Here is a 13,007-nt window from a genome sequence, read left to right as displayed (position 1 = left end):
GTCAGGCGCCGCGGCGCAAAATCACCTCGAGCACGAAGTGCGAGCCGACGTAGCCCAGCAGCAGCAAGGCACCGGCCACATACAGCATGCGCACGGCGGTGCGGCCGCGCCAGCCCCAGCGCCAGCGGCCCCAGAGCAGCACGGCCAGTACCGCCCACGACAGTGCCGTGAAAACTGTTTTGTGCGTGATCCAGCCCGCCGTGGGTTGCAGCAGTCGGGTGAAGGTCCACCCCGCCGCCAGGGTGAGCGTCAGCAGCACGAAGGCACCGGTCACGAAGCGAAACGTCAGCCGCTCCAGCGCCAGCAGGGGCAGCGCGGAGGGCTGGGTGGCACCGCGGCGGATAGCGGCCTCGGAGCGCTGCATCATCCAGGCATGCGCCACGGCGGCCCCCAGCAGCCCGTAGGAGGCAAAGCCCAGCGCCCAGTGCAGCGGCAGCCACGGCGACGCGAGCGTGGGGTAAGGGGTGCCAGGAAACAGCAACGCCAGCAGAACGGCGGGCACGCCCAGCCCGGCCAGCGTCCAGCGCGTGCCGAGTTGCGGGTACAGGCGCGTCTCCACCGCGTAGATGGCCAGCACCAGCCAGGCGGTGACCGACAGCGTAGGGGCAAAGCCAAAGCGAACGGGCGTGGTGCCAAACGCCACGGCCAGCGCCAGCCCATGCAGCACCAGGGTGGCCAGCATGATCCCGGTCGTGGCGCGCCGACCGAGGCTGGCCGCGCCCGCCGCGAGGGCCGCGTAACCGACGGCAGCACCGAGCGCGGGCGCCACCGTCCACCAGGGACCGACCGTTACAATCATTCGCCTAGTGTAACGAAGGCTGCCCTGCCATGGCCTCTGCCCTGACCGAAAAACTGTCGCGCCTGGTCAAAGAACTGCGCGGCCAGGCCCGCATCACCGAAAGCAACGTGCAAGACATGCTGCGCGAGGTGCGCCTGGCGCTGCTGGAGGCCGACGTCGCCTTGCCGGTGGTGCGCGACTTCATCGCCCGCGTCAAGGACAAGGCGCTGGGGCAGGAGGTGGTGGGCTCGCTCACGCCCGGGCAGGCGCTGGTGGGCATCATCCACAAAGAGCTGGCGGCCACCATGGGCGCGGGGGTGGCCGACCTGAATCTGGCCGCGCAGCCGCCAGTGGTGATTTTGATGGCCGGTCTGCAGGGCGCGGGCAAGACAACCACCACCGCCAAGCTGGCCAAGTGGTTGATCGAGCGGCGCAAGAAAAAGGTGCTCACCGTCAGCGGTGACGTGTACCGGCCGGCGGCCATCGAGCAGCTCAAGACCGTGACTCGCCAGGCCGGGGCGGAGTGGTTTCCGAGTCGTCCGGACCAAAACCCGCTGGACATCGCGCGTGCGGCGCTGGACCACGCGCGCAAGCACTACTTCGATGTGCTGATCGTGGACACCGCCGGGCGGCTGGCCATCGACGAGGCGATGATGCGCGAGATCCAGGCGTTGCATGGGCTGCTCAAGCCAGTGGAGACACTGTTCGTGGTCGATGCCATGCAGGGGCAGGATGCGGTCAACACCGCCAAGGCGTTTGCCGAGGCGTTGCCGCTGACGGGTATCGTGCTGACCAAGCTCGATGGCGACTCGCGCGGCGGCGCGGCGCTGTCGGTGCGGGCCATCACGGGCGCGCCCATCAAGTTTGCCGGTGTGAGCGAAAAGATCGACGGCCTGGAGCTGTTCGACGCCGAGCGCCACGCCGGCCGTGTGCTGGGCATGGGCGACATCGTGGCGCTGGTGGAGCAGGTTACCGCGGGCGTGGACTTGCAGCAGGCGCAAAAGCTGGCGGCCAAGGTCAAGAGTGGCGGCTTTGACCTGGAGGATTTTTTGGAGCAGATCCGCCAGATGAAAAAAATGGGCGGCTTGAGCAGCCTGCTGGACAAGCTGCCCACCCAACTGGCCGCCAAGGCGGGCGAGGCCGACTTGCAGCGCGCGGAAAAAGACATCCGCCGCAAGGAAGGCATCATCTGCGCGATGACGCCGCACGAGCGCCGCCACCCGGAGATCATCAAGGCCAGCCGCAAGCGCCGCATCGCCGCCGGTGCCGGGGTACCCGTGCAGGAGGTCAACCGCCTGCTCAAGGAGTTCGAGCAGATGCAGGCGATGATGAAAAAGATGAAAGGCGGCGGCCTGATGAAGATGATGAAGCGCCTAGGCGGCATGAAGGGGCTGCCCGGCGGGCTGCCGGGGCTGTGAGGCTGGCGCGGGCGCGTTTTGCGTCACGGGGCTGATGGCAGGCGGCGCCGCGTTTCGGTGATCAAGCGCTGAGCGGTCGCCACCAGTAGGCCGACCCGTTCGTGAGCCAGGTTCAAGGCGTCGGCGAGCAGGGCTGGGTCTTTCTGGTATTCGTGTATCAGTCGGTTGCGCAGCGCACGGGCCTCCAGCCACGCCTCGGCGTTGGCCAGCCAGCCCCATTGTTCGAGGGAGCGCAGATTGTCCAGCACCGGGGCGGGCGGCTGTCCCAGCCAGCGCAGCAAGGCAGGCATGAGTTTGTCGCCAAGGGTGTCCTGCAGCCGCCCAAATCGGGCCACGAAGGCATCGACCCGCTCGGCCAACGCGTCGTCGTGCGCCAGGGATGCCGCCCGTTGCGCATCGAACGGTCGCTCGAACAGACGCTGGTCGGTGGCCTGAAGGTGTTGCATTTCCCACTCGACCAGCTCACAAAGCTGCCACAAGCGCTCGCGCAAGCCGTCGGTCACAGCCGTACTCCTTGCTCGCGGGCCACGCGGTGGATGGGCAGGGGCTGCAGGTTGGGTGCTTCCAGCACGATGTCGATGTGCTGCTCGCCCAGCGCCATTTGCAGCCGCGCGGCCAGTTGCGTGGCCAGCAGAGCGGGTCGCTCCACGGGGTGCGGCACGCTGACCAGCAGGTCGATGTCGCCGCCGCGCGCGCTGGGGTCTGTGCGCGAACCGAACAACCACACGTGCGCCTCGGGGCCGAACACCGCACCGACGGTATCGCGAATGCACTGGGTGTCGTGAGCGGACAGTCGCATGCTGTGATTGTGGCACGGCGGCAGGGGTTTGATGCAACGCAAGGGCCTGCCGACGGCCGCGGGCGTAAGATGCCGCCACGATGCTGATGTTGGAATGGTTGTTGACCGCGCTGGGCTTGGCCGCCGCACTGAGCGTGCGGCCCTGGCGGCTGCTGCGCGGGCCGCTGCTGTCGCCCACGCTGGCCGCGCTGGTACTGTTGCCGTGGTTCTGGCTGCTGCCGCAAAAACTGCCCGCTGGCATGGCGGTGCAGTTTTCCGGCGCGTGCCTGTTGGTGCTGATGCTGGGCTGGCCGCTGGCGGTGCCGGTGCTGGCCGTGGTCGCGCTGGCCGTGTGGCTGCTGGGGCAGGGGGACTGGCAGGCGGCGCTGTCGCAGTGGGTGTGGGTGGGACTGGTGCCGGCAACACTGGCGCTGGGCATCGGCTGGGCGCTGCGCCGCTGGCTACCACCCAACCCGTTCATCTATACGCTGGGGCGTGGGTTTTTGGGCACGGCGCTGGCGATCTTTGCCTCCGGCGTGCTGTACGAGGGCATCCACCATTTGATGGGCGGCGTCACCATGCACGAGGCGCTGGTAGCGCGCTGGTTGATGGCGTGGGGCGACGCGTTTCTGACGGGGTTGTTCGCCGCGGTGTTCGTGGCCTTTGCGCCGCAGTGGCTGGCCACCTGGTCGGACGAGCGCTACCTGCGCCCGCCGGGGGGCTCATAGCGCGTCGTGGCGTCGGAGTGGGTGTCGGGAGCGTTGCGGTGCGCTTTGAATGATCGGCGCTCTAGAATGCGAACGTCGGGTAGTTCTATTCCCGTTTCCATGTCCACTCTCGTCGACCCTCGTGACCGCGAAGCGATCGTGCATCTGCTGGCGCCGCTGGCGCGACGCCATCGGGCGCGCCTGTGCCTGTTCGGGTCGCGGGCCCGTGGGGATGCGCGTCGTGCTTCTGATATCGATATCGCGCTCGTCGGCGCGCAGCCGATCCCCCTCGACGAGCTGGCGTTGGCCCGTGAGGCGTTGGAGGATTCCTGCATCCCGTTTCGGGTGGATCTCGTGGACTATGCGCGCGCACCGGCTGGGCTGCGGCAGTCGATCGATCGGGAGGGCATCGAATGGAGCGTCTAGCACAACGCCTGGAGGTGGCCCAGCGGGCGCTGACGTCGCTTGTTGCGCTCGTGTCGGAGCCCTATTCGACCGTCGTAAGGGATGCGTCCATCCAACGCTTCGAATATACGGTGGAGGCGGTCTGGAAAGCAGCCAAAGCGGTGTTGGCCGACCGCTATGGCGTCGATGTGGCGTCACCCAAAGCCGTCGTGCGTGCAGCCATGGAAAACGGTTTGCTGACCGAAGAACAAGCGCGGCTTGCGCTGGCGATGGTGGACCATCGGAACCTTACGTCGCACACCTATAACGAGGCCTTGGCCGACGAGATTTTTGCGGCGCTGCCCGCCTACCGAGCGCTGATGCAAGACTGGCTGGGCGCGCTGTTGCGCTCGTAGGTGACGAAGGCAAAGCGCAGGCCGCTCGTGCTGACGTGGGGCTCGCGTGCGGTTTCGCGCCAATCTGGGCCCAGCGTGGGTGCGACGGCGTTGCCTTCGAAGGCGGCGTCGATCTCGGTGACCACGGCGCGCGCAGCGAGCGGTTCCGCCTGTGCGTACACCTGCGCACCGCCGATGACCCAGACCTCGGCCGGTGGGCCGCCGTCGGCGCCGGGCAGCGTTTGGCAGTAGGCCAGCGCAGCCTCCAGGCTGGATTGCGGCACGGCCCCGGCAGTGCGCAGCGCCTGCGCCTGTGCGGGGTCGCGCGTGAGGACCACGTTGACGCGCCCTGGCAGCGGCCGAAAGCGCGGCGGCAGCGACTGCCACGTGGTGCGCCCCATGATCACGGGGCAGCCCTGGGTGCAGCGGCGAAAATGTGCCAAGTCTTCCGGCAGGTGCCAGGGCATGGCGGGCTGGCCGTCGCGCGTGCAGCCGATGACGCCGTTGGCCGCGCGGGCGTAAATGAGGTTCAAGCGCATAGCACGCGAAGCATACCGCGCGGTGGATGGTTGCCCCGTAAAATGAAGGGTTACCCCAACATTTTCGATCGACATGAGCCAAGCCGCCGACCGACCTTTCTTTTCCGTGGCTGACATCCGGCGCACGTTTCTGGACTTCTTTGCCCAGCGTGGCCACACGGTGGTGCCCTCCAGCCCCCTGGTGCCTGCCAACGACCCGACGCTGATGTTCACCAACTCGGGCATGGTGCAGTTCAAGGATGTCTTTTTGGGCACGGACAAGCGGCCCTATGTGCGCGCGGCGTCGGTGCAGGCGTGCCTGCGCGCCGGGGGCAAGCACAACGATCTGGAAAACGTGGGCTACACCGCGCGCCACCACACGTTTTTCGAGATGCTGGGCAACTGGTCGTTTGGCGACTATTTCAAGCGCGAGTCGCTGCGCTGGGCCTGGGAGCTGTTGACCGAGGTGTACCGGCTGCCCGCCGATCGCCTATGGGCCACGGTGTACCACGAGGACGACGAGGCCTACGACATCTGGACCAAGGAAATCGGCCTGCCGCCCGAGCGCGTGGTGCGCATCGGCGACAACAAGGGCGGCAAGTACCAGAGCGACAACTTCTGGATGATGGCCGACACCGGCCCGTGCGGCCCGTGTTCCGAGATCTTCTACGACCACGGGCCCGAGGTGGCGGGCGGGCCGCCCGGCAGCCCCGATGCCGACGGCGACCGCTACATCGAAATCTGGAACAACGTGTTCATGCAGTTCGACATGCAGCCCGACGGATCGGTGCGGCCGCTGCCCGCGCCCTGCGTGGACACCGGCATGGGGTTGGAGCGTATCGCGGCCATTCTGCAAGGGGTGCATAGCAACTACGATATCGACCTGTTCCAGGCCCTCATCCGGGCGGCGGCGCGTGAGACGGGGGCCACCGATCTGGGCAGCCCCAGCCTGCGTGTGATCGCCGACCACATTCGCGCCACGGCCTTCTTGGTGGCCGATGGCGTCATCCCCAGCAACGAGGGGCGCGGCTACGTGCAGCGGCGCATCATCCGCCGCGCCATCCGCCACGGCTACAAGCTGGGCCGCAAGGCGCCGTTTTTCCACCGGCTGGTGCCCGACCTGGTGACGCAGATGGGCGAGGCCTACCCCCACCTGGCGGCCAACGCGCAACGCGTCATGGACGTGCTGCAGGCCGAGGAGGAGCGCTTTTTCGAGACGCTGGGCCACGGTATGGAGATTTTGGAAGCGGCGCTGGCCGAGGGCCAGACGACGCTGCCGGGCGACGTGGCGTTCAAACTGCACGACACCTACGGCTTTCCGCTCGATTTGACCCACGACGTGTGCCGCGAGCGTGGCGTGGGCGTCGATGTGGCGGGCTTCGAGGCCGCGATGGAGCGGCAAAAGACGCAGGCGCGCGCAGCGGGCAAGTTCAAGATGGACCGCGTGCTGGACTACGCGGGGCCGGATAACCGCTTCGTGGGCTACGAGCACCTGCAGGCGCAGGCCAAGGTGGTGGCGCTCTACCACGAAGGCACGCCGGTGGCCGAGCTCAAGGCGGGGCAGGCGGGCATCGTGGTGCTCGACGAAACCCCGTTCTATGCCGAAAGCGGTGGCCAAGTGGGCGATAGCGGGGTGTTGATCAGCGGCTCGTCGCGCTTCGAGGTGCACGACACGCAAAAGATCAAGGCTCAGGTGCACGGCCATCACGGGGTGGTGGCGCAGGGCGTGATCGCGGTCGGCGACCACGTCAGCGCGCAGGTCGATGGTGCCCGGCGTGCGGCCACCATGCGCAACCACTCGGCCACGCACCTGATGCACAAGGCGCTGCGCGAGGTGCTGGGCGAGCATGTCCAGCAAAAGGGGTCGCTGGTCGATGCCGAGCGCACGCGCTTCGACTTCGCGCACCCCGCGCCGCTCACGCCGGAGCAGATTCGCGCCATCGAGGCGCGCGTCAACGCCGAGATCCTGGCCAACACCCCGACGCAGGCGCGCGTGATGGACCTGGAGGCCGCCAAGGCCAGCGGCGCGATGATGCTGTTCGGCGAAAAGTACGGCGAGACGGTGCGCGTGCTCGACATCGGCAGCAGCCGCGAGCTGTGCGGCGGCACGCACGTGGCGCGCACCGGGGATATCGGCCTGTTCAAGATCGTGGCCGAGGGCGGCGTGGCCGCGGGCGTGCGGCGCGTGGAGGCCGTCACCGGTGAGGGGGCGCTGGCTTACCTGCAGGGGCTGGAAGCCCAGGTGCAGGCGGCCGCCGCGGCCCTCAAGGCCCCCCTGCCCGAGCTGGTCGGCCGCATCGAGCAGACGCAGCAGCGCGTGCGCGAGCTGGAGCGGGAGCTCGACGGCCTCAAGGCCAAGCTCGCGTCGGCCAAAGGCGACGAACTGGCCGCACAAGCCGTGGACGTGCAGGGGCTGCGCGTGCTGGCGGCGCGCCTCGACGGGGCCGACGCCAAGACGCTGCGCGAAACCGTGGATCGGCTCAAGGACAAGCTGGGGCGCGCCGTCGTGGTGCTGGCCAGCGTGGAGGGGAGCAAGGTGCAGCTGTGCGCGGGCGTGACCCCGGATGCGGTCGCGCGCGGCCTCAAGGCCGGCGAGCTGGTCAACGCCGTGGCGCAGCAAGTCGGCGGCAAGGGCGGCGGCAAGCCCGACTTGGCCATGGCTGGGGGCAACGACGCCAGCCGGCTGGGCGAGGCGCTGGGCAGCGTAGCGGCCTGGGTGGCCGCACGCGCCTGATCGCGCTGGCGCCGGGGGTCAGCCCGCCCCCGTGCCGCCCGCGGGCGTGGGTGCCTCGTCGGGTGGGTGCGCCTGCACATGCTCGATGAAGCGCTGCGCAGCCAGCGACAGCCGCCGGTCGCGGCGCCACACCAGCAGCCAGCGGCGTTCGATGGGAAAGCCCGCCACCGGCAGCACGGCCACGCCGTCGCGCGCCGGGTCGTCGGCCAGCGCATGGCGCGACAGCACCGCCAACCCCAGCCCGGCGGCCACGGCGTGTTTGATCGCCTCGTTGCTGCCCAGCGTGGCGCGCCGGGTGGGGGTCAAGCCGTGCGCGCGCAGATAGGCTTCGGTGGCCAGCCGGGTGCCGGAGCCCGGCTCGCGCAGCAGCAGGGGTTGGCCGTCCAGCCAGCGGCGCGGCACCCGCCGCGCGCGCGTCCAGGGGTGGTCGAGCGCGCTGATGAGCACCAGCGGGTTGCGCATCAGCGGCATGCTGTGCAGCGGCAGGTCGTCGGGCGGCATCATCATCACGGCCAGCTCGGTGTCGTCCTCGCGCAGGCGGCGCACCACGGCGTCGCGGTTGTCCACCGCCAGCTCGATGTCGACGCCCGGATGGCGGTCGGTGTAGCGGCGCAGCCACTGGGCGATGAAATATTCGGTCGTGGTCACGCCCGCGATGCGCAGCAGGCCGCGCTCCAGACCGTGCAGCGCCGCCAAGTCTTCCTCGAACCGCGTCCAGCGCGCAAAGATGTCGAGCGCGGCGTCGTGCAGCAGCCGGGCGGCTTCGGTGGGGCGGATGCCACGGCCCACCGGCTCCACCAGCGGGGTGTCGAGCGCCGACTGCAGTTCGTGGATTTGCGACGATACCGTGGGCTGGGTTAGGTGCAGCTCCTGCGCGGCGCGGGTGATGGAGCCCAGGCGCACCACGGCTTCCAGCGTGCGCAGTTGGTGAAAGGTGGCGCGCGGCGGGCGGATCTTATTCATAGAAATAAATCGATGTAAAAAATCAGAATTGATGATTTGAAATCGATGCCATGATGCGCCAGACTCGCGTCATCGTCAACACCCCATCAGGCATCGACATGACGGAACTGACCCCCATCACGGTCGCTCGCGGCGACGGCATCGGCCCCGAAATCATGGACGCGACGCTGCGCGTGCTGCAAGCAGCAGGCGCGCGCATCGCGCCCGAGTTCATCGACATCGGCGAGCAGCAGTACCTGGCCGGGCACAGCTCGGGTATTCCGCCGCAGGCGTGGGAGAGCCTGCGCCGCACCAAGGTGTTCCTGAAGGCACCGATCACCACGCCGCAAGGGGGCGGGTTCAAGAGTCTCAACGTCACCATCCGCAAGACCTTGGGGCTGTACGCCAATGTGCGCCCGTGCGTGAGCTACGCGCCCTTCGTGCGCACGCTCCACCCCAAGATGAACCTGGTGATCGTGCGTGAGAACGAGGAAGACCTTTACGCTGGCATCGAGCACCGGCAGACCGACGAGGTGTTTCAGTGTCTCAAGCTCATCACGCGCCCGGGCTGCGAAAAAATCGTGCGCTACGCCTTCGATTACGCGCGCCGCCATGGGCGCAAGAAGGTCACATGCATGACCAAGGACAACATCATGAAGATGACCGATGGCCTGTTCCATCGCGTCTTCGACGAAGTGGCGCGTGAGTACCCGGACATCGAGACCGAGCACCTGATCATCGACATCGGCGCGGCACGGCTGGCCACCCGGCCCGAGCGCTTCGACGTCATCGTCACGCCCAATCTGTACGGTGACATTCTCTCCGACATCGCGGCGGAGCTCACCGGTTCGGTGGGGCTGGCACCCAGCGCCAATATCGGTGACCACGTGGCGATGTTCGAAGCCATCCACGGCAGCGCGCCGGACATCGCGGGCAAAGGCGTCGCCAACCCCTCGGGCTTGCTGCTGGCGGCCGTGTTGATGCTGGTGCACATCGGCCAGCCCGCCGTGGCCGGGACCATCCACAACGCGTGGCTGCGCACGATCGAAGACGGCGTGCACACGGCCGAGCTGCACGGGTCGCTGAGCATTGGCCGGCCCTTTGGCAGCATGGACTTTGCCGACGCGGTGATCGACCGCTTGGGCCAGGTGCCCGAAAAGCTGCCCGCCGTGCGCTATGCGCACGAGGCGCCCGCGTCGACCGGGGCTGCGGCCGCGCCGGCGCTGGCGCCGCGGCCCAGTGGGCGCGCCGCCAAGGCCATGGTGGGCGTGGACGTGTTCGTGCACGGCGCGGGCATCAGCGCGGACTTTCTGGCCGGGCAGCTCAGCGCGCTGGTGACCCCGCCGTTTACCCTGCAGATGATCACCAACCGCGGGGTCAAGGTCTGGCCGGGAGGATTCCCCGAGACCTTCTGCACCGACCACTGGCGCTGCCGCTTCGTCGCGCCAGACGGGCAGACCGTCACGCACGCCGACATCATTGGCTTGCTGCAGGCCCTGACCGCGCGCGGCGTGGACGTGATCAAGACCGAAAATCTATGCACCTTCGACGGCGAGCGCGGCTACGCGCTGGGGCAGGGACAGTGAAACCCTGCTGGAGGAGTTGCTCTTCACCGACCTCGCTCTCTTCAACCGCAAGCTCGCCGACTGGCTCGTCTTCTACAACGCTTCAGCGTCCGCACCACACCCTCGGCCAGCGTTCCCCGCTGTCCTTCCTCTTGCAACATCAACCCGAGTGCCAAAGGTACTGGACTCATACAGCAACTCGACAGTGTGTGTCATTTGTACTAACATTGCGGCAACTGACCTAACCAAACAGGTGCTGCCATGACTGCCGTTGCATCGTCGCCTTCCGCAAAGTCTGCCCGCCTCGGGCTGCGCGCCACGCCCGAGCAAGAGGCCGTACTGCGCCGTGCCGCCGAGGTCGCTCACAAATCGCTGACCGACTTCATCCTTGACAGCGCCTGCCTGGCCGCCGAGCAAACTCTGCTGGATCAGCGCCTGTTCATGGTCTCGGGCAGCCAGTACCAGGCGCTGATGGATCTGCTGGATCGCCCCGAACAGGCCAACGACGGTTTGCGTGATTTGTTTGCCCGCAAGGCACCCTGGGATACGAAGTGACGTTGCGCTCACCGGAGCCTCTGGCCGCGCAGCATCGGCTCGAAGATTTTGATTGCGGCAAGCCCGCGCTCAACGACTGGCTGCTGCGCCACGCTCGGCAAGCGCAAGGCAGTGGATCGGCCAAGACCTTCGTGGTTGCCGAGGATGATGGCCGTGTGGCGGGCTATTTCAGTTTGACCGTCGGCCAAGTCGACACGCTGGAGGCGCCGGAGCGCATCCGCAAAGGGGTGAGTCAATATCCGGTTCCGGTCGTGATCCTGGCAAGGCTGGCCGTGTCGCAGCAGGATCAGGGGCGCGGCATTGGCTTTGGTCTGTTGCAGGATGCCATTCGGCGGTCGGTGCTGATTGCCGAGCAGGCCGGCATTCGGGCGATGCTGACTCACCCCATCGATGAAGAAGCGGCGAGGTTCTACACCCGGTTCGGATTCATCGCCTCGCCATTGCGTGAGCAGCAACTGCTGTTGCTTTTGAAGGACGTCTGTCAATCCATCCCTGCCGACCGGGTTGGGCGGCTGTGGAAGTTCCTGGACTCTGAGGTGGATGACGGCGTGCGCGCCTGGGGGGCGGACGAAGAACAAAGCGGCGATGGCCAGCCGCCGTCGCGCAAAGCTAGAGGGGATGGGCGCCCATGCCAACATTGAACTGGATCGGCAAAGAAGCCGTCGTCAAACACCACAAAGAAGTGCCGTTCCGCCTGCTGGAGCCGGTGCCGGAACTCTCCTGCGGCCCGGCGGAGAGCGGCAACCTCATCGTGCAGGGCGACAACCTGCACGCGCTCAAAGCCCTGCTGCCGCGTTATGCCGGCCAGGTGAAGTGCATCTACATCGACCCGCCGTACAACACCGGCAACGAGGGCTGGGTGTACAACGACAACGTCAACAGCCCGGAGATTCGCAAGTGGCTGGGCGAAGTGGTCGGCAAGGAAGGCGAGACGCTGGACCGGCACGACCGCTGGTTGTGCATGATGTATCCGCGGCTGGTGCTGCTGAAGCAGTTTTTGCGCGAGGATAACGGCGTTATTTGGATTTCCATTGATGACGCCGCGGTCAATCTGGCGCGCCTGTTAATGGATGAAATTTTCGGTGCCGGAAGGTTTATTGCCTGCAACGTTTGGCAGAAACGCTACTCCCGCGAGAATCGGGAGGCCATTGGGGATGTGCACGAATATTTGCTTGTCTACGCAATGAATCCGGCGAAGTTCAAGGAGAGTCGCAATAAGGTGCCGATTGATGAAAAGCAAGCCAAGGTTTACCGCAACCCAAATAACGACCCCAAAGGTAGATGGCGGCCCATCCCAATGACTGCGCAAGCTGGTCATGCAACCCCTGATCAGTTCTACGAAATAACAGCGCCATCGGGGAAAAAGTTCAAGCCACCAGCAGGCAGGTGTTGGGGGTTGTCGGAAGCAACGTTTGAAAAGCTTCGAGCGGAAGGGCGGATTTATTTCGGGAAAAAAGGGAACTCACAGCCTAACATAATTCGGTACCTCTCCGAAGTGGAGGGGGTAGTGCCTTGGACTTGGTGGCCTCACGATGAGGTTGGTAATACCGACGAGGCAACTAAAGAATTGATGTCCATTTTCGGCGGAGCAAGTCCATTTGATACCACTCCAAAACCAGTGCGACTAATCCAGCGCGTTATTCAAATCTCAACTAACCCCGGTGACTTAATTCTCGACAGCTTCGCCGGCTCCGGCACCACGGCCCACGCGGTGCTCAAGCAAAACGCCGAGGATGGCGGCAACCGCCGCTTCATCCTCGTCGAGATGGATGAGAACATCGCGCAAAACGTCACCCGCGAGCGGGTCAAGCGCGTCGCCGAGGGCTACACCAACGCCAAAGGCCAAGCCGTGCCGGGGCTGGGTGGCGGCTTCCAGTTCTGCCGCCTGTCCCGCGAGCCGCTGTTCGACGCCGACGGCCAGATCCGCCGCGACGTGACGTTCGCGCAACTGGCCGAGTTTGTCTGGTTTGCCGAAACCGGCACCGGCTTCACTGGCACCGCCGATTCGCCGCTGCTGGGCGTGTTTGAGGGCCGCGCCATTTATCTGCTCTACAACGGCATCCTCAAGGACAGGTCGGTCGGCGGCGGCAACGTGCTCACCGGCCCGGTGTTCGATGCGCTGCCGAGGTTCGACGGCCCCAAAGTGATCTACGCCGCCGCCAACCGCATGGGCGCCCGCACCGCGCGGGAGGGCATCACTTTCAAGCAGACGCCTTACGCGCTGGAGGTGTGA

Annotated in this window: 14 protein-coding genes; 9 read left to right on the top strand and 5 right to left on the bottom strand. The window is 66.6% G+C overall.

The window, feature by feature from the left end; translation table 11 throughout:
- Position 1: 1 nt before the first annotated feature.
- Positions 2-799, bottom strand: a complete 798-nt coding sequence (locus ACPYIS_RS00935; protein ID WP_424895223.1) for a cytochrome C assembly family protein — start codon at positions 797-799, stop codon at positions 2-4.
- Positions 800-828: 29 nt separating this feature from the next.
- Here ACPYIS_RS00935 and ffh point away from each other — a divergent pair, with 29 nt between their 5' ends.
- Positions 829-2,196, top strand: a complete 1,368-nt coding sequence (gene ffh / locus ACPYIS_RS00930) for a signal recognition particle protein (RefSeq protein WP_424858733.1) — start codon at positions 829-831, stop codon at positions 2,194-2,196.
- Positions 2,197-2,219: 23 nt separating this feature from the next.
- Here ffh and ACPYIS_RS00925 read toward each other — a convergent pair whose 3' ends face one another.
- A complete protein-coding gene (locus ACPYIS_RS00925; protein WP_299021596.1) occupies positions 2,220-2,699 on the bottom strand; it encodes a hypothetical protein in 480 nt (159 codons plus the stop codon).
- Entirely contained in the window at positions 2,696-2,995 is a 300-nt protein-coding gene (locus tag ACPYIS_RS00920) for a nucleotidyltransferase domain-containing protein (protein ID WP_299021598.1), read from the bottom strand. Before ACPYIS_RS00920 ends, ACPYIS_RS00925 begins: the two co-directional genes overlap by 4 nt.
- Before the next feature lie 83 nt (positions 2,996-3,078).
- Here ACPYIS_RS00920 and ACPYIS_RS00915 point away from each other — a divergent pair, with 83 nt between their 5' ends.
- The 3 genes from ACPYIS_RS00915 (at position 3,079) to ACPYIS_RS00905 (ending at position 4,481) form a co-directional block, all read left to right on the top strand.
- Positions 3,079-3,702 (top strand): hypothetical protein, encoded by a 624-nt coding sequence (locus ACPYIS_RS00915; protein ID WP_424860170.1) that lies wholly within the window; start codon positions 3,079-3,081, stop codon positions 3,700-3,702.
- Between the two features lie 99 nt (positions 3,703-3,801).
- Positions 3,802-4,107, top strand: a complete 306-nt coding sequence (locus ACPYIS_RS00910; protein ID WP_299021601.1) for a nucleotidyltransferase family protein — start codon at positions 3,802-3,804, stop codon at positions 4,105-4,107.
- Positions 4,095-4,481 (top strand): HI0074 family nucleotidyltransferase substrate-binding subunit, encoded by a 387-nt coding sequence (locus ACPYIS_RS00905; RefSeq protein ID WP_299021603.1) that lies wholly within the window; start codon positions 4,095-4,097, stop codon positions 4,479-4,481. The genes ACPYIS_RS00910 and ACPYIS_RS00905 overlap by 13 nt, the downstream gene beginning before the upstream one ends.
- Here the strand turns inward: ACPYIS_RS00905 and ACPYIS_RS00900 are convergent.
- A complete protein-coding gene (locus ACPYIS_RS00900; RefSeq protein ID WP_299021605.1) occupies positions 4,433-4,999 on the bottom strand; it encodes a dihydrofolate reductase in 567 nt (188 codons plus the stop codon). The genes ACPYIS_RS00905 and ACPYIS_RS00900 overlap by 49 nt on opposite strands.
- Before the next feature lie 73 nt (positions 5,000-5,072).
- On the opposite strand from ACPYIS_RS00900, the gene alaS reads away from it, so the two are divergent.
- A complete protein-coding gene (alaS, locus tag ACPYIS_RS00895) occupies positions 5,073-7,712 on the top strand; it encodes an alanine--tRNA ligase (RefSeq protein WP_424858734.1) in 2,640 nt (879 codons plus the stop codon).
- An 18-nt stretch (positions 7,713-7,730) separates the two neighbouring features.
- Here the strand turns inward: alaS and ACPYIS_RS00890 are convergent, their stop codons facing one another.
- Positions 7,731-8,675 (bottom strand): LysR family transcriptional regulator, encoded by a 945-nt coding sequence (locus ACPYIS_RS00890; protein ID WP_299021609.1) that lies wholly within the window; start codon positions 8,673-8,675, stop codon positions 7,731-7,733.
- 50 nt (positions 8,676-8,725) lie between these two features.
- On the opposite strand from ACPYIS_RS00890, the gene ACPYIS_RS00885 reads away from it, so the two are divergent.
- The 4 genes from ACPYIS_RS00885 (at position 8,726) to ACPYIS_RS00870 (ending at position 13,007) form a co-directional block, all read left to right on the top strand.
- Positions 8,726-10,240 carry an NADP-dependent isocitrate dehydrogenase gene (locus tag ACPYIS_RS00885; RefSeq protein ID WP_424895224.1) on the top strand — a complete coding sequence of 505 codons (1,515 nt, stop codon included), beginning with the start codon at positions 8,726-8,728 and terminating at the stop codon, positions 10,238-10,240.
- Between the two features lie 240 nt (positions 10,241-10,480).
- Positions 10,481-10,774 carry a DUF1778 domain-containing protein gene (locus ACPYIS_RS00880; RefSeq protein ID WP_299021611.1) on the top strand — a complete coding sequence of 98 codons (294 nt, stop codon included), beginning with the start codon at positions 10,481-10,483 and terminating at the stop codon, positions 10,772-10,774.
- Complete coding sequence (locus ACPYIS_RS00875) at positions 10,771-11,415, top strand: GNAT family N-acetyltransferase (RefSeq protein WP_424895225.1); 645 nt, start codon at positions 10,771-10,773, stop codon at positions 11,413-11,415. The genes ACPYIS_RS00880 and ACPYIS_RS00875 overlap by 4 nt, the downstream gene beginning before the upstream one ends.
- Positions 11,403-13,007, top strand: coding sequence for a site-specific DNA-methyltransferase (locus ACPYIS_RS00870; RefSeq protein WP_425973767.1), 1,605 nt, complete (start codon positions 11,403-11,405; stop codon positions 13,005-13,007). The genes ACPYIS_RS00875 and ACPYIS_RS00870 overlap by 13 nt, the downstream gene beginning before the upstream one ends.

The sequence above is a fragment of the Tepidimonas sp. HKU78 genome, from assembly GCF_049860815.1.
Taxonomy (GTDB): Bacteria; Pseudomonadota; Gammaproteobacteria; order Burkholderiales; family Burkholderiaceae_C; genus Tepidimonas.
The sequence above is the reverse complement of the archived record's forward strand: the minus strand, read 5'-3'. Positions and strand labels throughout refer to the sequence as shown.